General features: G+C 69.9%; 18 protein-coding genes. 9 read left to right on the plus strand and 9 right to left on the minus strand.

What is annotated here, in order from left to right; genetic code table 11:
- Positions 1–85 precede the first annotated feature (85 nt).
- From HD600_RS03510 to HD600_RS03530, 5 genes are all read right to left on the minus strand, one after another.
- Positions 86–802 carry a GntR family transcriptional regulator gene (locus HD600_RS03510; RefSeq protein ID WP_184281544.1) on the minus strand — a complete coding sequence of 239 codons (717 nt, stop codon included), beginning with the start codon at positions 800–802 and terminating at the stop codon, positions 86–88.
- A 28-nt stretch (positions 803–830) separates the two neighbouring features.
- Positions 831–1,580 carry a triose-phosphate isomerase family protein gene (locus tag HD600_RS03515; protein ID WP_184281545.1) on the minus strand — a complete coding sequence of 250 codons (750 nt, stop codon included), beginning with the start codon at positions 1,578–1,580 and terminating at the stop codon, positions 831–833.
- A gap of 7 nt (positions 1,581–1,587) precedes the next feature.
- Positions 1,588–2,043, minus strand: a complete 456-nt coding sequence (locus HD600_RS03520) for a ribose-5-phosphate isomerase (RefSeq protein ID WP_144792669.1) — start codon at positions 2,041–2,043, stop codon at positions 1,588–1,590.
- A gap of 1 nt (position 2,044) precedes the next feature.
- Positions 2,045–3,766: a dihydroxyacetone kinase family protein gene (locus HD600_RS03525; protein ID WP_184281546.1), complete on the minus strand. Its 1,722-nt coding sequence runs from the start codon at positions 3,764–3,766 to the stop codon at positions 2,045–2,047.
- 134 nt (positions 3,767–3,900) lie between these two features.
- Entirely contained in the window at positions 3,901–4,500 is a 600-nt protein-coding gene (locus tag HD600_RS03530; protein WP_144792675.1) for an NUDIX hydrolase family protein, read from the minus strand.
- A gap of 44 nt (positions 4,501–4,544) precedes the next feature.
- Between HD600_RS03530 and HD600_RS03535 the strand changes: the two genes are divergently transcribed.
- On the plus strand, positions 4,545–5,198 hold the full coding sequence (locus HD600_RS03535; protein WP_184281547.1) for an alpha/beta fold hydrolase: 654 nt from the start codon (positions 4,545–4,547) through the stop codon (positions 5,196–5,198).
- A gap of 4 nt (positions 5,199–5,202) precedes the next feature.
- Here the strand turns inward: HD600_RS03535 and HD600_RS03540 are convergent, their stop codons facing one another.
- A complete protein-coding gene (locus tag HD600_RS03540) occupies positions 5,203–5,517 on the minus strand; it encodes a hypothetical protein (protein WP_184281548.1) in 315 nt (104 codons plus the stop codon).
- A gap of 264 nt (positions 5,518–5,781) precedes the next feature.
- Here HD600_RS03540 and HD600_RS03545 point away from each other — a divergent pair, with 264 nt between their 5' ends.
- The 6 genes from HD600_RS03545 (at position 5,782) to HD600_RS03570 (ending at position 15,054) form a co-directional block, all read left to right on the plus strand.
- Positions 5,782–7,551 (plus strand): ABC-F family ATP-binding cassette domain-containing protein, encoded by a 1,770-nt coding sequence (locus HD600_RS03545; protein WP_184281549.1) that lies wholly within the window; start codon positions 5,782–5,784, stop codon positions 7,549–7,551.
- Positions 7,552–7,619: 68 nt separating this feature from the next.
- On the plus strand, positions 7,620–12,284 hold the full coding sequence (locus HD600_RS03550) for an ATP-dependent helicase (RefSeq protein ID WP_184281550.1): 4,665 nt from the start codon (positions 7,620–7,622) through the stop codon (positions 12,282–12,284).
- Between the two features lie 24 nt (positions 12,285–12,308).
- Positions 12,309–13,127: an EI24 domain-containing protein gene (locus tag HD600_RS03555; RefSeq protein WP_184281551.1), complete on the plus strand. Its 819-nt coding sequence runs from the start codon at positions 12,309–12,311 to the stop codon at positions 13,125–13,127.
- Positions 13,120–13,920: a DNA-formamidopyrimidine glycosylase family protein gene (locus HD600_RS03560; RefSeq protein WP_184281552.1), complete on the plus strand. Its 801-nt coding sequence runs from the start codon at positions 13,120–13,122 to the stop codon at positions 13,918–13,920. Before HD600_RS03555 ends, HD600_RS03560 begins: the two co-directional genes overlap by 8 nt.
- 53 nt (positions 13,921–13,973) lie before the next feature.
- Positions 13,974–14,381, plus strand: a complete 408-nt coding sequence (locus tag HD600_RS03565; protein ID WP_144792696.1) for a transferase — start codon at positions 13,974–13,976, stop codon at positions 14,379–14,381.
- Between the two features lie 79 nt (positions 14,382–14,460).
- Positions 14,461–15,054, plus strand: coding sequence for a LysR substrate-binding domain-containing protein (locus HD600_RS03570; RefSeq protein WP_184281553.1), 594 nt, complete (start codon positions 14,461–14,463; stop codon positions 15,052–15,054).
- A gap of 28 nt (positions 15,055–15,082) precedes the next feature.
- Here the strand turns inward: HD600_RS03570 and HD600_RS03575 are convergent, their stop codons facing one another.
- Positions 15,083–17,620 carry an AAA family ATPase gene (locus tag HD600_RS03575; protein WP_184281554.1) on the minus strand — a complete coding sequence of 846 codons (2,538 nt, stop codon included), beginning with the start codon at positions 17,618–17,620 and terminating at the stop codon, positions 15,083–15,085.
- A gap of 117 nt (positions 17,621–17,737) precedes the next feature.
- On the opposite strand from HD600_RS03575, the gene HD600_RS03580 reads away from it, so the two are divergent.
- Positions 17,738–18,451 carry a glutamine amidotransferase-related protein gene (locus HD600_RS03580; RefSeq protein ID WP_184281555.1) on the plus strand — a complete coding sequence of 238 codons (714 nt, stop codon included), beginning with the start codon at positions 17,738–17,740 and terminating at the stop codon, positions 18,449–18,451.
- A 1-nt stretch (position 18,452) separates the two neighbouring features.
- On the opposite strand, the gene HD600_RS03585 is transcribed toward HD600_RS03580, so the two are convergent.
- Both HD600_RS03585 and HD600_RS03590 read right to left on the minus strand, forming a co-directional pair.
- The gene (locus tag HD600_RS03585; protein WP_184281556.1) at positions 18,453–18,920 is read right to left on the minus strand and encodes a glutaminase; all 468 of its coding nucleotides are present in this window, start codon (positions 18,918–18,920) and stop codon (positions 18,453–18,455) included.
- Positions 18,917–20,125, minus strand: coding sequence for a cation:proton antiporter (locus tag HD600_RS03590; RefSeq protein WP_184281557.1), 1,209 nt, complete (start codon positions 20,123–20,125; stop codon positions 18,917–18,919). The genes HD600_RS03585 and HD600_RS03590 overlap by 4 nt, the downstream gene beginning before the upstream one ends.
- A gap of 102 nt (positions 20,126–20,227) precedes the next feature.
- Between HD600_RS03590 and purU the strand changes: the two genes are divergently transcribed.
- Positions 20,228–21,079, plus strand: a complete 852-nt coding sequence (gene purU, locus HD600_RS03595) for a formyltetrahydrofolate deformylase (RefSeq protein ID WP_144792716.1) — start codon at positions 20,228–20,230, stop codon at positions 21,077–21,079.
- The last annotated feature ends 48 nt before the right edge of the window (positions 21,080–21,127 follow it).

Below are 21,127 nucleotides of genomic sequence, written 5' to 3' on the forward strand. Positions count from 1 at the left end.
CGCCGATCGACGAATCTTCATAGATCCTATAGGAAATCACGTGATGCGCAAGGCTCGTGCGAAGAGGCCTGCCAGCCCCTCCTGGTCAGCCGCGCGCGAGGTCGAGCGAGCGCGCACGCACCTGCTCGATGTGGTGGCGCATGAGGGCCTCCGGCGCATCAGGGTCATCGCCGGCGAACGCCTCGGCGATCGCCTCGTGCTCGGCGATCGCCTCGCGGACGTCGGTGACACCGTGCAGCACGGACTGCCGCATGCGGTGCAGCTGCGCACCGAGCGACTCCGACATCTCGTTCAGGTAGCGATTGCCGCAATGGTGGAAGACGACGCGGTGGAAGTCCGCGTCGGCAGCGAAGTACGCGGTGGTCAATTCGACATCCGTCGAGCCCGCACGCAGCGCAGTGATCACCTGCTCACCGATCTGGCGATGGGTGTCCTCGGCCGCACGCAGTTCGCTCAGCATCTCCGGCGACGCGGGGGTCGCGAGCCTGGCGGCATGCGACTCGAGCATGAGGCGCGCATCGAACAACTCGCGCAGCTGCTGCGCACCGAGCGGTGGCGCCACGCGGTATCCCTTCAGCGCCTCGCGCGTGACCAGCCCGGTTCGTTCGAGCTGCACCATCGCTTCCCGCACGGGGGTCTGCGACACACTCAGCTGACGAGCGATCGTGTCGATGGACAGTCGAGCGCCCGGCGCAGCGTCACCGCTGAGCAGCAGCTGCAGAATGCGCTCGTACACATGGTCCCGCAGTCCTCTGCGCTCGATCGTGTCGTCGAGCCCCTTCAGGCCTCCACCGGTCCCCATACGTCGGTCACTCTCCCTCGCCCACTGGTCAGGCCGCCAGTGGCCTCACTTCATCGAGGATCTCACGGAAGGCCTCCGGGTCATGCGCGAAGCGACCGAGGAACAGGCCGTCGACACTGTCGGCGATCTGCGTGAGCAGCCCAGGCCCGGCGCTGCCTCCGTAGATCACCCGTGCGGACACGCCCTCCTGCTCGAGGTGGTCGGAGAGCAGTGCGCACACGCCGCGGATGTGATCGGCGCCGGCCGGCTCAGGGGCACCGATCGCCCACAGCGGCTCGTACGCCACCACCACCGGGGCCGACACCCCTGCCGCGGCAGCCTCCCGCAGCCCGGAGCGGACCTGCGCGATGCAGGCCTCTGCGGCAGCCGCCGCATCCTGCCGCTCCGCCTCTCCGACGCACAGCAACGGAGTGAGTCCGTTGCGCAACGCGGCGTGCACCTTCCTGGCGACGATCTCGTCGGTCTCACCGAACATCCGGCGGCGCTCCGCGTGACCGACCTCCACGAACTCGCACCCGAGTTCCGCGAGAACCGCACCCGAGACCTCACCGGTGAACGCGCCGGCATCCTCCGTCGCGAGGTCCTGCGCCCCGACCGCGAGTCGCCCACCGTGCTCGACGGCCGCGGGAATGGACGGATACTGCGGCATCACGAAGGCGGTCACTGCGGGCGCTGCCGGATGCTCGTCGAGGATCCGGGCGACGGCGCGCACCCAGTCAACCGTCTGCGCGTGACTGAAGTACATCTTCAGGCTCGCGCCGATCAGCAGCGGCCGCATGAGGGGATCAGACTCCTTCGTACGCGCAGATCTCCTGCACCTTCTCGGCCGAGGCGCTGCTCGGGTCGAAGGTGTAGGTGAGCCACTCGGATGCGAGACGCCGAGCGAGCTCGATGCCGATGACACGCTGCCCCATGCAGAGCACCTGTGCGTCGTTCGACAGCACGGAGCGCTCGACGCTGAACGAGTCATGAGCGGTGACGGCACGAATGCCGGCGACCTTGTTCGCCGCGATCGCGACGCCCAGCCCTGTGCCGCAGATGAGGATCGCGCGATCCGCTTCGCCGGCTGCGACCTTCTCCCCCGCCGCAGTGGCGATGCCGGGGTAGTTCGTGTGGCTGTCCGCATCCACGCCGACGTCCAGCACGGACTCGACGAGAGGGTTGGCGAGCAGGTCCGCCTTGATGCGTTCCTTGTATTCGTAGCCCGCGTCGTCCGAGCCGATCACCAGTCGAAGTGCCATGTCATTCATTCCCTTCCAGGATGTCGAGGACGGTGTGAGCGATGAGCGCGAAGGAGACCGCGCCGGGGTCAGGGGTGCCGAGGCTCTTGTCACCGTGCGAGCGCGCACGGCCGAGCTTGGCAGTGAGGTCGGCGGTGGACTTCGCCGCACGATCGGCGGTGTCGGCAGCATCCGACCACGCGGGAACGAGCTCGGTCCCCGCCGCGACGAGTTCGGCGAGACGGTCGGCGAACGGGACGATCGCATCGATCATCGTCTTGTCACCCACCTTTGCCTTGCCGAAGGACATCACCGCGTCCTTCATGGCGGTGACGCCCGCGGCGATCCGCGCCGCATCCACCTCGGCATCGTCACCGAGCGTCGCGCCGAGCGCGACGAGCATCTCGCCCCAGATCGCGCCGGACGTGCCGCCGCCCTTGTCGGCCCAGGCGTCGCCCGCCTGCTGAAGCGTGGTGCGAGCGCCGGCACCGGCAGCCGCCGACGAGGATGCCGCAGCAGCAGCAGCCTTGCTGCCGCGCTGCATGCCGATCCCGTGGTCGCCGTCGCCAGCGATGCGGTCGATGCGGCCCAGCTCATCGGCCTGCGCGTCGAGCATCGCGGCGATGGCGGTCATCGCCCGGTCGATCGTCGTCGCCGCCTCGCGGGACGCGTCGCTCGCCGGCCCGATGACGACCTCTTCCTCGACGACTTCCACATCGTCGACCGCGATCCTGCCCTCGACCGCTCCGCGCCGGAAGGCCGGAGTGTCGCACGGGGCATGCCACAGGGGCTCGATCTCGTCGTCGAGCCACAGCAGCGTGAGCGAGACGCCGGCCATGTCGAAGCTCGTGCAGAACTCCCCCACCTCCGGCGAGACGACGACGATCCCCGCCTCGGCGAGCAGCCGGTCGATCTCCGCGTACACGACGTACAGCTCTTCGTACTTGACGCTGCCGAGCCCGTTGAGGATCGGGACGACGCGTGCGCCGTCCGCGTCGACGCCGTCCGGGATCTCGGCGAGGAGCGAGGAGACGAACAACTCGGCGAGCCCGGCCGCCGTCGGCACGTCGACCTCGTCGATGCCCGGCTCGCCATGGATGCCGAGCCCGACGGCCATCCGCCCTTCCGGCACGGTGAACAGCGGCTCATCCGCTCCTGGGAGCGTGCACCCTCCGAAGGCCACGCCGAGAGTCCTGGTGCGCGCGTTGGCGAGGAGGGCCAGCCGCTCGACGTCATCGAGGTCGAGCCCTGCTTCCGCCGCGGCACCGGCGATCTTGAAGACGACGAGATCACCCGCGATACCCCGACGCTTCTCGATCTCCGCCTTGGGGGCGCTGGAGATGTCGTCGGTGACCAGGACGGTGCGGCAGTCGATGCCCGCCTCACGCATGCGCTCCTGCGCCTGGGTGAAGTGCAGGACGTCGCCCGCGTAGTTGCCGTAGCTCAGCAGCACGCCGCGTCCTTCGTTCGCCGCGACGGCGACGCTGTGCACCTGGTGCGCGGACGGTGACGCGAAGAGATTCCCCATCGCCGCGCCGTGCGCCAGCCCAGGACCGACGAGTCCGGCGAAGGCGGGATAGTGGCCGCTGCCCCCGCCGATCACGACGGACACCGTCGGCTCAGCACCGCGTGTCGAACGCACGACGCCCCCGGTGACCGGGCGCACCCATCGAGCGGATGCCGCGGCGAAGCCGGCGGCGGACTCCTCCGCGAAGTCGTCCGGGTCGTTGAACAAGCGCGTCATTGCGGTCTCCTCAGGAATGACAGGGGGGCACGACTGCGTCCCACGGAGATCCTATAGGAAATGGGATCAAATCGACAGCGTGGGTACGGAGAGCTCTCCACCGCCCGTCGGCATGGCGGCGGTGGAAGGGCAGGTCAGCGGAGCAGTCCGAGGGTCGCCAGAGCGGTGCGGATGAGCGTGCCGCGACCGCCCTCCATCTCGGCGGAGACCGCATCGGATGCCGCGGCCTCCGGCGAGAACCACGTGACCTCCAGGGCGTCCTGCCTCGGCTCGCACGTCCCGGTCACCGGCACGATGAACGCCAGGGACACCGCGTGCTGCCGGTCGTCGTGATAGGCGCTGACGCCGGGCAGCGGGAAGTACTCGGCCACCGTGAACGGCTGGGGCTGGAGCGGGAGCAGCGGGAACGCCATGGGCCCGAGATCGTTCTCGATGTGCCGGAATAGCGCGTCGCGGACCGTCTCGCCGAACCGGACGCGTCCGGACACGATCGTGCGGGTCATCTCACCCAGCGGCGTGGATCGGAGGAGGACACCGACCTCGGTCACCTGGCCCGTCCCGTCCGTGCGGACCGGGATGGCCTCCACGTACAGCATCGGCAGGCGCCGCCTGGCCTCGGCGAGTTCGAACTCGCTGAGCCACCCGGGGTTGCCTGCGTCGTTCGGAAGCTCTCCGAACGCGGAGAGGTCGTCGTCCTCGCCGTCGGGATCGGGGTCTGGTGTGCGCACCGCCATGCACCATTTCTACCAGTGTCGGTCGCCGCTGGCAGGATGGCGGTGTGACCGATTCCCTGACGATCGACGCGAACGCGACCCGCTGGAGCCGCGGAGACCGCACCGGGCTGCCGCTGCTGGTGCTCCTGCACGGCTACGGATCCGACGAGAACGATCTGTTCGGACTCGTCCCATCGCTGCCGAGCGGGATCGCCGTGGCATCCGTCGCCGCGCCGCTCACGCCGCCGTGGCCGGCACCAGGCCGCTCCTGGTACCCCATCGAGGGAGACGAGAGCCGGCATCCCGATGCCGTCACCGACGCGGGACGCGCGCTCCTGCGCTGGCTCGACGACGCGGCAGCCGACGCGCCGTCCGTCGCCCTGCTGGGCTTCTCGCAGGGGGCGGCGGTGTCACTGCAGGCGATGCGCCTGGATGCCGCGCGGTTCGGCGCGATCGTGGCTCTCAGCGGCTACGCGTCCCCCGGCGACCTGCCAGGGGACGACGCACTGCGCACCTCGCGCCCTCGCGTCTTCTGGGGGCGAGGAACGCACGACGACGTCATCCCCCCGGTGCTCATCGACCACACGGCGCAGTGGCTGCCCGACCACTCCGAACTCACCGGCCGGGTCTACCAGGGGCTGACCCACAGCGTCTCCGAGGAGGAACTGCGAGACGTCCACGTCTTCGTGGAGAAGTGGCGCGACGACGCAACGGCCTGACGCCTCAGCGTGCGGCGTCAGGGTCTTCCGGCCCCGACTCCCCCTGCTGCTCATCCGCGCGCGGGCTCTCCGGACCCTGAGCGTCCGAGGCCTCACTCTCGAGAGCGCTTTCGTCCGGTTGCCCCTCGCGCCCACCACGTCCGGTGGCACCGAAGGCGACGGCGAAGGCGATGCCGACCCCCACGCCGATCCCGATGCCGAGTCCCATGTTGCCCAACGCGGCCCCCATCGCGACGCCGACGCCCATCCCCAGTGCGATGCCGATGCCCCAGCCGGCGCGCTGGCGCGCTTCACTGCTGCTGATGTCTCTGTCCGCCATGCCTCCACGGTACGGGCGGACGGGCTGCGGAGCATCCGTCGCGCGACGGATCTCGAGCAGAATCCCCCCCTTGCGGACCGCGACACGCCCGGGTAGCATCGTCGAGTCCTGTCCGCCGTGTTGGGAAGTTCATTGATCTGAGTCGTCGCCTCCGCGCCCATCCGACCGCGCGCTGACACGACCCTTCCTCTCGGCCTCGCCGCCGCCGTTCTCGGCGCTTCCTCGGCGACCGGTGTCAGTGCACCCGCACGCTCAGGAGACACCATGTCAACACCGACCACCCATGCATCGGTCACCCTCGACCGACTCACCTTCACCTGGCCGAACGGATCGACGGCCCTCGACGGCATCTCGGGCACCTTCGGCACCGGCCGCACCGGTCTTGTCGGACGCAACGGCTCCGGCAAGTCGACGCTGCTGCGACTGATCGCCGGAGACCTGTGTCCCACCTCCGGTCACATCAGTACGAGCGGAGACGTCGCGTATCTGCCGCAACGTCTGACACTCGAGACGGACCGCCGTGTGGCAGAGCTCCTCGGCGTCGCCACCGCTCTGGACGCCGTGCGCGCCATCACCGCCGGCGACGCCGACCCCGCCCACTTCGACGCCGTCGGAGACGACTGGGACATCGAGGCGCGCGCCGAGGTCGCACTCGCGGAGGCCGGGCTGGATCCGTCCTTCCTCGACCGCCGGGTCGGTGAACTGTCCGGCGGGGAAGCAGTGCTGGTGGCGATCGCCGGCATCCGCCTCCGGCGCGCTCCCGTCACGCTGCTCGATGAACCGACCAACAACCTCGACCGTGATGCCCGAGCGAAGCTCGCGGCGATGGTCACCGCGTGGAGGGGCGCGCTCATCGTGGTCAGTCACGACGTGACGCTGCTCGACCTCATGGACGACACCGCCGAGCTCTACGGTCAGACCCTCAGCGTGTTCGGCGGGCCGTACTCCGAGTGGCGGGCCTGGCTGGAGGCGGAGCAGAACGCCGCCCGCCAGGCCGAGCGCGACGCGAAGCAGGCGTTCAAGAAGGAGAAGCGTCAACGCATCGAGGCCGAGCTGAAGCTCGCGGGGCGGGCCAGGATGGCGCACAAGGCCGAGGTCGAGAAGCGCGTGCCGAAGATCATCGCCCACGGCAGGCGGATGGCGGCCGAGGTGTCCGCCGGCAGACTCCGCGGCGAGGTCGCGGAGAAGGAAGCGGAGGCGCGCGCGGCCCTCGACGTGGCCGGGCACCGCGTCCGCGATGACGCCTCCATGCGTATCGAGCTGCCGGACCCCGGCGTCTCCCGCGGCCGCCGCATCGCGACGATCGGGGACGCCGAGCGCAGCTTCGTCATTCAGGGACCGGAGCGCGTGGCACTCATCGGCCGCAACGGCGTCGGCAAGACGACGCTGCTGCAGCGGCTGGTGGCCTCCGCAGCCGGGCACGACTCCGGAGATTCTTCGCAGATCCGCGCCGATTCGGCCGCGGAGACCTCAGAAGCGCAGATTCTCCGGAGTTGTGACCCGGATGCCGCGGCGAGCCAGGATGCCGCGGCGAGCGCCGCCGTGGGCACAGCGGCGGCCGCGCCGACTCTCACCGCCACGGCGCACACCGATCGCGTCGGCTACCTCCCGCAGCGGATCGACGGGCTCGACGAGTCGCGATCCGTCATCGCGAACGTCGCCCGTGCGGCTCCGCAGATCCCCGAGAAGGAGCTGCGCAACCGGCTGGCACGCTTCCTCATCCGCGGCGACACCACGGACAGGCCGGTCGGGACGCTCTCCGGCGGCGAGCGCTTCCGCACGGCACTGGCGACCCTGTTGCTCGCCGACCCCGCGCCGCACCTCGTCGTGCTCGACGAGCCGACGAACAACCTCGATCTCGACACGGTCGATCAGGTCGTCGACGCTCTGCGGGCGTACCGGGGCGCCGTCATCATCGTCAGCCACGACGACGCGTTCCTCGCCCGTCTCGACCTCGACCTCACCCTCGAGCTCGATGCCACCGGCCGGCTGAGCGATTCGCAGACGGAGCAGGATCCCGGCAGCGGGGCGTGATTCGGTGACCGTGTCAAGGGGTCAGCCGTAGCATCCCATTGTCCGATGCCTGAACGATGATGGACAGGATGAGCAGCGTACTCGACCGCTTCACTCCGGCCACGCAGGACTGGTTCCGGGGAGCGTTCGCCGCGCCCACGAACGCGCAGGCCGGCGCCTGGGAGGCGATCTCGGCGGGCAAGCACGCCCTGGTCGTCGCCCCGACCGGTTCGGGCAAGACGCTGTCGGCGTTCCTCTGGGCCATCGACAGCATCTTCCGCGAGAAGACGGATGCCGCCGCGGCAGCAGGCACCCGCGCGTCAGCCAAGGCGGAGTCCGCATCGAAGAAGAGCACGCGGTCGAAACGGGATGCCGCCGCGAAGGACGGCGCCGGTACCCGCGTCCTCTACATCTCTCCGCTCAAGGCACTCGGCGTCGACGTCGAACGGAACCTCCGCTCTCCGCTGGTGGGCATCGGGCAGTCCGCCAGGAGGCTCGGCGTCGACGCACCCGGCGTGACGGTGGGGGTGCGCTCCGGCGACACGACATCGAGCGACCGGCGCAAGCTCGTCGCCGACCCTCCGGACATCCTCATCACGACACCGGAGTCGCTGTACCTCATGCTCACCAGCCGTGCGGGTGAGACCCTGAAGGGCGTCCACACCGTCATCATCGACGAGGTCCATGCCGTCGCGGCGACCAAGCGCGGCGCGCATCTCGCCGTGAGCCTCGAGCGTCTCGACACCCTCCGGCGCGCGGGTGGGGCGCAGGAGCCGGCGCAGCGCATCGGCCTGTCGGCGACGGTTCGCCCGATCGATGAGGTCGCCCGGTTCCTCGGCGGAACGTCCCCGGTCGAGATCGTCGCCCCCAAGGCGTCGAAGACCTTCGAGCTGTCGGTGTCCGTGCCGATGGACGACATGACCAACCCACCGCCGCCACCCGGCGCTCCCGCGGCCGATGACGCGGACGCCGAGTACACCGAGGTGACCGGTTCGGTGTGGCCGCACGTCGAAGAGGCGATCGTCGACCGGATCCTCGAGAACAGCTCGACGATCGTCTTCTCCAATTCTCGGCGTCTGGCCGAGCGCCTCACCGGCCGTCTGAACGAGATCTACGCCGAACGGATCGGCGTCGCCGTCCCTGACACGACCGCGCCGCCCGCGCAGATGATGGCGCAGGCCGGGGCCACCGCCGGCGCCGATCCTGTCCTGGCGAAGGCGCACCACGGTTCGGTGTCCAAGGAGCAGCGGGCGGTCGTCGAGGAGGAGCTCAAGTCCGGGCTGCTGCGCTGCGTCGTCGCCACCAGCAGCCTCGAGTTGGGCATCGACATGGGTGCCGTCGACCTGGTCATCCAGGTCGAGGCGCCGCCGTCGGCGGCCTCAGGGCTGCAGCGCGTCGGCCGCGCGGGGCACCAGGTCGGCGAGGTCAGTCGCGCCGCACTCTTCCCCAAGCACCGCGGCGACGTGCTGCACACCGCGATCGTCACCGAGCGGATGCTCGCGGGCAAGATCGAGGCGATCACGGTTCCCCGCAATCCGCTCGACATCCTCGCGCAGCAGACGGTCGCCGCCTGTGCGCTGGACGCCATCAGCGTGGAGGAGTGGTTCGAGACGGTGCGGCGCTCCGCGCCCTTCCAGGCCCTTCCCCGTTCGGCGTTCGAGGCCACGCTCGACCTGCTCGCCGGCCGCTTCCCCTCGGACGAGTTCGCCGAGCTGCGTCCGCGGCTGGTGTGGGATCGGGATGCCGGCACCCTCACCGGCCGTCCCGGTGCGCAGCGGATCGCGGTCACCAGCGGAGGGACGATCCCGGATCGAGGACTGTTCGGCGTCTTCGTCGCGGGCGAGGGCGCAGGGCGACGTGTCGGCGAACTCGACGAGGAGATGGTCTACGAGTCCAGGGTCGGCGACGTCTTCACCCTCGGCACGACCAGCTGGCGGATCGCCGAGATCACCCACGATCGCGTGAACGTGCTGCCCGCGTACGGCCAACCGGGCAAAGTGCCGTTCTGGCACGGCGACGGCATCGGCAGGCCGTATGAGCTCGGCGAGGCCCTTGGCGCGTTCTCCCGGGAGGTGGATGCCGCGTCCCCGGAGAAGGCCACCCAGCGGCTCATCGATGCGGGCCTGGACGAGCAGGCCCGCGGAAATCTGCTCGCCCATCTCAAGGAGCAGCGCGAGGCCACCGGGACGCTGCCCACCGACCTCAACCTCACCGTCGAGCGGGGGCGCGACGAGGTCGGCGACTGGCGCGTGATCCTCCACTCGCCCTACGGCATGAAGGTCCACGCGCCGTGGGCCCTGGCGATCAACGCCCGCGTGCGGGAGCGACTGGGCGTCGAGGGTTCTGCGGTGGCGAGCGACGACGGCATCATCGTGCGGATCCCGGATGCCGACGCGCAGCCGCCCGGCGCGGACCTGTTCGTGTTCGACGCCGACGAGATGGAGCACATCGTCACCGAGGAGGTCGGCGGTTCCGCGCTGTTCGCCTCCCGCTTCCGGGAGTGCGCCGCCCGCGCGCTGCTCATGCCGCGCATGAACCCGAACAAGCGCACACCGCTGTGGCAGCAGCGGCAGAGGTCGGCGCAGCTGTTGGAGGTCGCCCGCCGCCACCCGACGTTCCCTGTCATCCTCGAGACGCTCCGCGAGGTCCTCCAGGACGTCTACGACCTGCCCGCACTTCGACGCCTGACCAACGCGATCGCCGAGCGCCGCGTGCGCCTCGTCGAGACCGAACCGTCGCAGCCGTCGCCCTTCGCCCGTGATCTGCTGTTCGGCTACGTGGGCGCCTTCATGTACGAGGGCGACTCGCCTCTCGCCGAACGAAGGGCCGCCGCCCTGTCGGTCGACCCCGCCCTCCTCGGCGAGCTGCTCGGCACCGTCGAGATGCGCGAGCTCCTCGACCCCGATGTGATCGCGCAGTTCGAACGCGAGGCGCAGCGACTCGATCCCGACCGTCGTGCGCGAGGGCTCGAAGGGGTCGCCGATCTGCTCCGGACGCTCGGGCCGCTCGATGCCGCCGATGTCGCGGAGCGTATGGACGAGCCCGCGAACGCCGCCGCGCATCTCGACGACCTCATCGCCGCCAGACGCGCGATCCCGGTGACGATCGCCGGCGTGTCCCGCGTCGCCGCGATCGAGGATGCCGGACGCCTGCGGGACGCACTCGGCGCGGCGCTGCCCACCGGCATCCCGCTCGCCTTCCTCGAACCGTTCGCCGATCCTCTCGGCGACCTCGTCTCGCGCTACGCCCGCACGCACGGGCCGTTCACGACGGATGCCGTCGCCGCGCGATTCGGCATCGGGGCGGCCGTCGCGCGGCACACGCTGCAGCGACTGGAGCAGTCGGGGCGTGTGACCAGCGGGTACTTCCTGCCCGATGCACCGTCGGAGGGCGGCGGCTCGGCTGAGAACGAATGGTGCGACACCGAGGTCCTGCGGCGGCTGCGCATGCGATCGCTCGCGGCGATCCGCGGCAGCGTCGAGCCGGTCGCACCGGAGGCCTACGCGCGGTTCCTCCCGGACTGGCAGCGCCTCACCCGCCCGTTGGAGGGCGTCGACGGCGTCCTTGCGGTCATCGAGCAGCTGGCCGGCGTGCCGATTCCCGCCAGTGCCTGGGAATCGCTCATCCTGCCGTCAAGAGTGCGCGACTACTCCCCCGCGATGCTGGATGAGCTCACCTCGAGCGGTGAGGTGATCTGGTCCGGGCACGGCACCCTTCCCGGTCGCGACGGGTGGGTCTCGTTGCATCCGGCCGAGCTCGCGCCGTTCACGCTGCCGGAGGCCGAGGACGAGGTCGCAGACGATTCACTGGAACACGCCCTCATCGACGCGCTCAGCCGTGGCGGGGCGTACTTCGCAGGTCAGCTCAAGGAGATGGCGGGCGCCGAGAACGAGCTGTCCGTGCTCGAGGCGCTCTGGAACCTCACCTGGGCCGGCCGCGTCACCAACGACACCTTCTCCCCGGTGCGCACCCTGCTCGCCGGCGGGTCGCAGGCGCACAAGTCCGTCCGCCGCGCCCCTCGGACGCGCACGTTCCGTGGCGTCACCTTCTCCGGCCAGCCCTCCCGACCGACCGTGAGCGGCGGCCGCTGGTCGCTGCTGCCGACCCCCGATGCCGCGGACACCACCGGGAAGGCGTCACGAAGGGCGACCGTGACGGCGGGTCTTCTGCTCGATCGCTACGGCGTGGTCACCCGGGGCGCCGTGCAGTCGGAGGGCACACCCGGAGGATTCGCGCAGGCCTACCGCATCCTCGCGGGTTTCGAGGAGGCAGGGCACTGTCGACGTGGGTACGTCATCGAGAAGCTCGGGGCGGCGCAGTTCGCCGCGTCCTCCACCGTCGATCGGCTCCGCACGTTCGCGAACCTCCCCGACCCCGTCCCGCTGCGTGCGGTCACACTCGCCGCGACCGACCCCGCCAACCCCTACGGTGCCGCACTCGCCTGGCCGCGCAGGGACGGGGTCACCCATCGCCCTGGCAGGAAGGCCGGCGGTCTCGTCGTGCTCGTCGACGGCTCACTCGTGCTGTACCTGGAGCGCGGCGGACGGACAGTGCTCGCATTCGACGACGACCCCGACGTGCTGCGGGCGGCGGCCGCCGATCTCGTGTCGACCTCGCGCACGCGCCGCCTCGACACCCTCACGGTGGAGAAGGTGAACGGCGAGCCGATCTACGGCACCGCATTCGCCACGGCTCTGCAGGAGGCTGGCTTCGTCGCCACGCCGCGCGGCTACACGCTCCGGAAGGTCATCTGACATGCATCTGATTGACTGTTGCCGATGATCCGAGAGTTCGTGGTGGGCGCAGCCACCCTGCTGCGCGGTTTCCGCATGTGGACGACGCACACGCGCCTGATGGCGCTGGGTCTCATCCCCGCCTTCATCGCGTGGCTGCTGCTGCTCGCCGCACTCGTGCCGCTCGTCCTGTGGCTCGTACCGATCACCGAATGGATGACACCGTTCGCCGACGGCTGGTCGATGCCGTGGCAGGGGCTGATGCGGTTCGGCGTCGGTGCGGTCGTCGTCATCGCCGGACTCGCCCTGTCCGCGGCCGTGTTCACCGCGCTGACACTGACGATCGGCGACCCGTTCTACCAGCGGATCTGGCGAGGCGTGGAGCGGTCACTGGGTGAGGAGCCGACCGGCGAGACCGGCTTCTGGACGACACTCGGCGAGGGCGTGCGCCTCGTGGTGCTCGGCATCCTCGTCGCCCTGCTCACACTCGTGATCGGATTCCTGCCGATCCTCGGCGGGATCGCCGCTTCCGTGATCGGCGTGCTGCTCAACGGCCGTCTCCTCGCGAGGGAGCTCACCGGGCGCGCGTTCGATGCGCGCGGCCTGCACGGCTACTCGCGATCAGCCGTGCTCCGGGCCGGCCGCGCGCGCGTGATCGGCTTCGGCGTCGCGACCCAGCTGCTCTTCCTCATTCCGTTCGGGGCGATCGTCACGATGCCCGCCGCCGTCGCCGGTTCGACTCTCCTCGCGCACGACCTCCTGCGCCGCACCGCGCCCGTCAGCCCCGGCACCGGTTCCTCGCAGCCCGCGCCTCCACCGCCGGTCGCACCGCCGCCGACGACGACGCCTCCTCCTCATGCCTGAGGGCGATACGGTCTTCCGCACGGCACGGCAGCTCGACGAGGCCCTCGCAGGTCGTGAGGTGACCCGATTCGACCTGCGAGTGTCGCAGGCGGCGACAGCCGACCTCTCCGGCGCGACGGTGCTCGGATGCGTCCCTCGCGGCAAGCACCTTCTGCTGCGCATCGGCGATCACACTTTGCATTCTCATCTGCGCATGGACGGCGTGTGGTTCATCTACCGTCCGGGTGAGCGGTGGCGGCACCCGGCGTTCAAGGTGCGCGCGATCGTCGGCGTCGCAGAGCGGGAGGCGGTCGGAGTCGACATCGCCGACATCGAGCTGGTCCGCACGAAGGACGAGGCGCAGATCGTCGGGCACCTCGGCCCCGATCCCCTCTCCGCGGACTGGGATCCGGCGGAGGCGGCCAGACGCCTGTCCGCAGATGAACGCGCGATCCACGTCGCCCTGCTCGATCAGCGCAATGTCGCGGGATTCGGCAATGTGTACGCCTCTGAGCTCCTCTTCCTGCGCGGCGTCCTCCCGACCACACCGGCACCCGACGTCGACACGGCGGCGCTCCTCGACCTCGGTGCGCGCACGATCCGCGCCAACCGCGATCGGTCGGAGCGCACCTTCACGGGGATGAGCCGCCCAGGACAGATGACCTGGGTCTACGGGCGGTTCCGCCGCCCCTGCCGGCGCTGCGGCACGCCGATCCTTCGGGGGCAGCAGGGTGCCGACCCGACCCGCGAACGAGTGACCTACTGGTGCCCCCGCTGCCAGAGTGGACCATCATCGCGCTTCGGGAATGAATGAGCCCTCATCGTGGTTGTACTCATATCCGGAAGCATTCCGGGCTGGGAGGAATCTTGGGTAAGAACTACATCGATATCGAGGACGACCAGGGCACGACGCTGCGTTACCGCAAGCACGTCAACGGCCGTGGCCTTGTCGCGCACGGCGCGAAGGTGCATCCGAAGGCCGTTGTCGAGGTCGGCGCCTATATCGAACCCGGAGCCCGAGTGGGCGCCGGTGCGACCGTCGTCCGCGGCGCGTGGATCGAGCCGGATGCCGTCATCGGCGAGAACGCCTACATCGATGCCCACGCACACATCGGCGAGGGCGCGAAGGTGGGTGACGGCGCGCACATCGGTGTTCGCACCGACGTCGGCGCCGGGGCACGGATCGCGCGTGGTGCGCGCATCGGCGACGATGAGACGGTCGCCGCCGGGCTTCGGATCGCCACCGATCGCCGGGGACTCTGGCTCGCGGCCTGATCGCGCTTCCTCACTCTCACCACCGCTCACACGCCGCGCGGGCGTGAGGGGCCCCGTCGCGGACGAGTAGCCTGAACGCATGGCATCGCGCACGTTCCGACTGGGAGCCGTTCCAGGGACGACACCCGGCAAGTGGATCGACATCTGGAAGCAGCGGATGCCACGGGTGCCACTCGAGCTCGTCCCCGTCGCGGTCGCCGATCAGCGTGCCGCCATCGACGAGGTGGACGCGGCCCTCGTGCGTCGACCGATCGACGACGCCGACGCGTTGCACGTGATCCCTCTCTACGACGAGGTGCCGGTGGTCGTGGCTTCGGCGGAGTCCCACCTCATGGCCGCCGACGAACTCACAGCGGAGGACCTCACCGATGAGGTCCTCATCACGCCACTCGACGACGTGCTCGGACCGCTAGCCCTCCCCACCGTCGCCCCGCGCTTCGCGCCCCTCGCCACGACCGAGGACGCCATCGCCACGGCCGCATCCGGCACGGGGATCGTCGTGGTCCCCATGTCACTCGCCCGGCTGCATCAGCGCAAGGATGTCGGCTACCGGCCGCTCCTCGACGCACCGACGTCCTCCGTCGCGCTCGCCTGGTTGCGCGAGCGTACGACGGAGGACGTCGAGACGTTCATCGGGATCGTCCGCGGACGGACAGCGAACTCCTCCCGCTGAGATTGCGGGAGGAGTTCACGGTCTCCGCTCAGCCCGCGAGCACCGGGACCTCGACGGACAGGCCGTCGGCACCGGCATCCACCCGCACCTCGCCGCCGTCGATCAGACGACCGGCGACGAGCAGGTCTGCGATGCGGTCGTCGACCTCGCGCTGGATGAGCCGGCGCAGCGGTCGTGCTCCGAACTCCGGCTCGTAACCGTGCTCGCCGATCCAGTCGACGGCGGCGTCGGTCACCTCGAGAGTGATGTCCCGCGGCGCGAGGCGGTCAGTGGTGGCGCGCAGCATCAGTCGCACGATGCGACCGATCTCGTCGCGGGTCAGCTTCTGGAACAGCACGATCTCGTCGATGCGGTTGAGGAACTCGGGACGCATGGCCTCCCTGAGCTTGCCCATCACCCGGTCGCGCAGATCCTTCAACGACGCGAAGCCGTTCGCTGCGGCATCCTGCGACGAGACGAACCCCAGCGCGCCCGAACGCGAGGCGAGGAACTCGGAACCGATGTTCGACGTCATCACGATGACCGCGTTGCGGAAGTCGACCGTGCGCCCCTGACCGTCGGTGAGGCGTCCGTCGTCGAGCACCTGCAGCAGCAGGTTGAACACGTCGGGGTGCGCCTTCTCGATCTCGTCGAACAGCACGATCGAGTACGGGTTGCGCCGCACACGCTCGGTGAGCTGGCCCGCCTCGTCGTAACCGACGTATCCGGGAGGGGCTCCGACGAGCCGCGACACGGTGTGTCGCTCGCCGAACTCGCTCATGTCGAATCGGATCACGGCGTTCTCGTCGTCGAACAGCCGGTCGGCGAGCGCCTTGGCGAGCTCGGTCTTGCCGACACCCGTCGGCCCGAGGAAGAGGAACGATCCGACGGGGCGACGCGCATCTCCCATGCCGGTGCGATTGCGGCGGACGGCACGGGCGACCGCGGTCACGGCATCGTCCTGACCGATCACCCTGGCGTGCAGCTCGTCCTCCAGGCCGGCCAGGCGCTCCCGCTCGCCCTCCGTGAGGCGGCTGGCGGGGATGCCGGTGGCACGGGCGACGACCTCGGCGATCTCCTTCTCGTCGACGACCGCGCCCCGCTCGACCCCTCGGCCGGCGGCAGCCGCGTCGATACGGGTCTGCGTGGCGATGATCTCATCGCGCAGCTGAGACGCCTGCTCGTACTGCTCCGCGCTCACCGCCGCGTTCTTGCGCGCCTCGAGGTCGGCGAGCTCGGCCATCAGCGCCGTGGTGTCCTCCGGAACGCCGAGTGCGAGACGCCGTCGGGCTCCGGCCTGGTCGATGAGGTCGATCGCCTTGTCGGGGAGGACGCGATCGGGCAGGTAGCGGGCCCCCATGGTCACGGCAGCACGCAGCGCGGCATCCGTGTAGGTGACCGCGTGGTGCTCCTCGTACGCGTCCTTGAGCCCCTCGAGGATGCGGATCGCGTCGTCGATCGACGGCTCATCGACCCGCACCGGCTGGAACCGGCGCTCGAGTGCGGGATCCTTCTCGATCTGCCGGTACTCCTTGAGCGTCGTGGCGCCGATCATGTGCAGGTCGCCGCGGGCCAGGCGGGGCTTGAGGATGTTCCCGGCATCCATCGCACCTTCGCCCGCACCTCCGGCGCCCACGATGGTGTGCACCTCGTCGATGAACACGATCACCTCCTCCTTGCGAGCGGCGATCTCGTCCATCGTCTTGGTGAGCCGCTCCTCGAAGTCTCCGCGGTAGCGGGTGCCGGCGAGCATGCCGGGCAGGTCGAGGGCGATCACGCGGCGCCCGGCGAGCTGCGCGGGGACGGCGCCGTCGACGATCGCCTGGGCGATCCCGTCGACGATGGCGGTCTTGCCGACGCCGGCCTCGCCGATGAGCACGGGATTGTTCTTCGTGCGGCGGCTGAGGATCTCGATCGTCTGCTCGATCTCGTCACTGCGTCCGATGACCGGGTCCAGCGCGCCCTCGCGCGCACGCGCCGTGAGGTCGGAGCCGTAGGTGTCGAGCATCGGGGAGTCGGATGCCGCAGCGCTGGGCTCCGCCTCCTCGGCACCGACGGGGGACCCGAGGTGTTCCCGGGCACCCTGGGTGAGCGCCTCGGCGGTGACGCCGGCGCGGGCGAGGATCTGCCCCGCGGGGACGTCCTGACCGAGGACGAGCGCGAAGAACAGGTGCTCCGGCTCGATGTACGTCGCGCCGGAAGAGCGGGCCACCTGGTACGCGTGGAAGAGGGCCCGGCTCGCACTGGGCGTGATGGTCGCGGCTGCGGCACCTGCCGCATCCGTCGGCATGGGCAACCGCGCTTCGACGGCGTCGACGATCTCCTTCGCCGTGACGCCGATGTTCTCGATGGCGCGCGCGACGGCGTCGTCCTCGACGATCATGCGCAGCACGTGAAGCGCGTCGAGCTCGGTCTGGCCGCGCTCGAGCGCGAATCGTCCTGCCTGCTGCAGGATCTTCTGGGTGCGCGCGGTGAGGAACCGGCTGAGGTCGATGGATCGGGCCTGCCGGGCCTGCTCGCCCGCGAGATACCGGGCGAGGAAGTCGTCGAACGAGCCGGCGCCGGTGTCGCTGAAGTCGTTGGGCACTGCGTCCTCCTGTGAAAGTTGAGCGTCTTTCGCTCAAGTATGAAGTTGAGTGTACTGCACTCAAGTCCAACGCGGACGGGCGACAGGTATTCCCCGGTTCACGAATAGAATTCTCGGGTGGCCTCGATTCTGTACATCTGCGTGCGGCCGGAGCAGGGCGCGGCGGATGCCGAGCACCGGTCCTTCCGGCGCGCTCTGGGCGTGCCGGTGCTCGACCGGTGGGACCTGCTGACCGCGCCGCTGGATCCGTCGATCTCGGACCGCTACGACGGCGTCGTCGTCGGAGGCTCACCGCTCAATGTCGTCTCCGAGGACCGCGACGACGTGCAGCGGCGCGTCGAGGACGACCTCGAACGCCTCGCCGGCGAGACCGTCGACGGGCGGGTGTCGACGTTGTTCACGTGCTACAGCATCGGGGTCGTGACCCGCATGCTCGGCGGAACCGTGGGCACAGCGACCCCTGAGTCGACCAGGCCGACCAGGATCCGCATCACGGGTCCCGGTGCCGCCGATCCGATCTTCGGTCCGTCCGCGCCGGAGATGTCCGTGCTCACCGCACACAAGGAGGGGTCGGTGGAGCCGCCGCCAGGGGCGACGCTGCTCGCGACGAACGACGACTGCCCCGTGCAGGCGTACCGGGTCGGCGATCGGCTCTACGCGACGCAGTTCCACCCCGAGGTCACGCCGCAGGACTTCGTGGACCGCATGGCGTACTACCGCACGACCGGGTACTTCGATCCACACCAGTACGACCTGACCGCGGAGCGCGTCCTCGCCGCGTCCGTGACCGGCACCGACCTGCTCCGCCGGTTCTCGGAACGACTCGGCTGAGTCAGATCCCGGGCCCGGACCGCAGCAGCTCGATCCGTTCTCGGAGGTAGCCGGCGAGCGGAACGTGGGCGTCGGCCTTCGACCAGCGCACGGACGGCACCCCGTCACGCATCGAGAGCGGCCCTGATTCGCCTCCGGCATCCACCGCGTCTACATCGATCACGGACCATCCGACGTGGACGACCTCGCCCTCCGCGAATCCACCCCGGAGCGCCAGCTGACGGCGCTGCGCGCGTGCGCGTGCCGACTCGGCCGTATACCCGCGCCGGCCGGGGTCGGCGGCGCGCAGCACCTCACCGGTGGCGAGCACGGCGTCGTCGGTGATCAGCAGCACGCCGACGTGCCATGCGGAGCCTGCGCGCACGATCCGCTCGCCGCGCCAGCGACTCGACCGCTCCTCTCCGAGCCCCTCCTGCGGGATGCCGGCCAGTGCGGTCCGCGCAGCGGCGAAGAGCTCGGCGCAGGTCACAGTTCGCCCTGTGGGTGACCGCTCTCCACCGCGGTGATCTTGGATCGATCGCCTCGCAGCGTCATGGCGAGAAGGGGATACAGCAGCACCGAGAGCATGCCCGCGCCCACGAGCGCCGCGGCGGTCGCCGGATCGAGGACGCCCTCGTTCACGCCGATGCCGGTGACGGCGACGATGATGGGCAGACCGGTCGCTGCCAGCAGACCCACCGCTGTGCGATCGCGCACCCCGCTCCCCTTCGGCATCGAGAACTGCGCAGCGACGCCGCGGATGACGAGCAGTGCCACCAGGAGCAGCGGCACGAGCGCGAGAGCCTTGGGAGAGGCGAGGAGGGAGCCGAGGTCGAAGGTCACGCCGGTGTAGATGAAGAACACCGGGACGAGGAAGCCGAACGCGATCGCCTCCAGTTTGCTGTTCACCGCCTCCGCATCCTCCTCAGGCGCACGCGCCATGATGATGCGCCACACCGCGCCGGCGACGAAGGCACCCAGCAGCATGTCGAGGTCGAAGACGAGGCTCAGTCCCACCAGACCGGCGATCAGCAGGATCACGAAGCGCACGCCGAACTGATCGGACGTGTGCAGAGTGGCCCGCACGAACCCGTGCAGCCTGCCGTGCTGCGCACGGTGGGCGATGAAGATGATCACCACCGCGAGCACGACGAAGGCGAGCAGGACGGCGGCAGCGGCGGGGGCGCGACGCGTGCTGAGCAGTACCGAGATCGCGATCAGCGGCAGGAACTCGCCCACCGACCCGATGGCGGTGACCACCCGTCCGAAAGCGGTGTGCATCTCTCCGGCGTCCCGCAGGATCGGCATGAGCGTCCCGAGGGCGGTGGAGCTCAGCGCGATCGCGATGACCACCACGCTCTCGGTCGGCGCGACGAGCAGGCCCACCCCGATTCCCAGGACGAGGCTCGTCAGCCAGCCGAGCGACGCCCGCACCAGCGGCCGACCGGCGATCGCACGGAAGTCGATCTCGGATCCGGCCATGAAGAACAACATGGCGAGCCCGAGATCCCCGAGGCGCTCGATGACGATGTTGGGCTCGACCCAGCCGAGGACCGCGGGGCCGATGAGGATGCCGAGGATGAGCTCGAAGACGATGATCGGCACCCGGACCGCACGACGCACGCCGCGTGCCAGCAGCGGCGCGGCCACAGCCAGCAGCGGTATCAGTACCAGCGCCGCTTCACCTGTTCCCATTCGCTCAGACTATCCACCCGAACACCTCCTGTGAGACGGCGTGGATTCGCCAGCCCCGTGGTCGACCGGGCAGAATCGAGGCATACCCTGCAAGGAGAGCCCATGTCTCAGCCCGATACCGCACGCCTGCTCATCGCCTGCGATGACCAGCCCGGCATCGTCGCCGCCGTCGCCGGCGTGCTCGCCCAGCACGGCGCGAACATCATCTCGCTCGATCAGCATTCGACGGATGCCGCCGGCGGCCGTTTCTTCCAGCGCACGGTGATCCACCTCGACGGTCTCGCCGCTGCCCGCCCCGCGCTCGAGGCGTCGATCCGCGAGGTGGCCGACCGGTTCGGCATGGAATGGTCTCTCCACGACACCTCGCGCCGCAAGCGCGTCGCGATCTTCGTGTCGAAGTACGACCACTGCCTCATGGAGCTGCTGTGGCGCCAGCAGCGGGGGCAGCTCGACATCGACGTCACGATGGTCGTGTCGAACCATCCGGACCTCGCGGAGGCCGTGCGCGGCTTCGGAGTGCCGTTCATCCACATCCCCGCCGGCGACAAGGCCGCCATGGAGGCTCGTCAGCTCGAGCTGCTCCAGGGCAACGTCGACCTCGTCGTGCTCGCGCGGTACATGCAGATCCTCACCGACGACTTCATCGAGCGGATCGGTGCGCCGGTCATCAACATCCACCACTCGTTCCTCCCCGCATTCATCGGAGCGAACCCGTACGCGCGCGCCAAGGAGCGCGGCGTGAAGCTCATCGGCGCGACGGCGCATTACGCCACCGCCGACCTCGACGAGGGACCGATCATCGAGCAGGACGTGACCCGTGTCACGCACTCGGAATCCGCCGCCGAGCTCCAGAGCCGCGGTGCCGACGTCGAGCGCCTCGTCCTCGCGCGCGCTGTGCAGTGGCACGCGGAGGACCGCGTCATCGTGCACGGCCGCTCCACCGTCATCCTCTAGACGGTCACCGGCCCCTGCCCGCCTCGCGAGAGCCGGCAGGGGCGGCGG

This window comes from Microbacterium ginsengiterrae (assembly GCF_014205075.1).
GTDB lineage: Bacteria > Actinomycetota > Actinomycetes > Actinomycetales > Microbacteriaceae > Microbacterium > Microbacterium ginsengiterrae.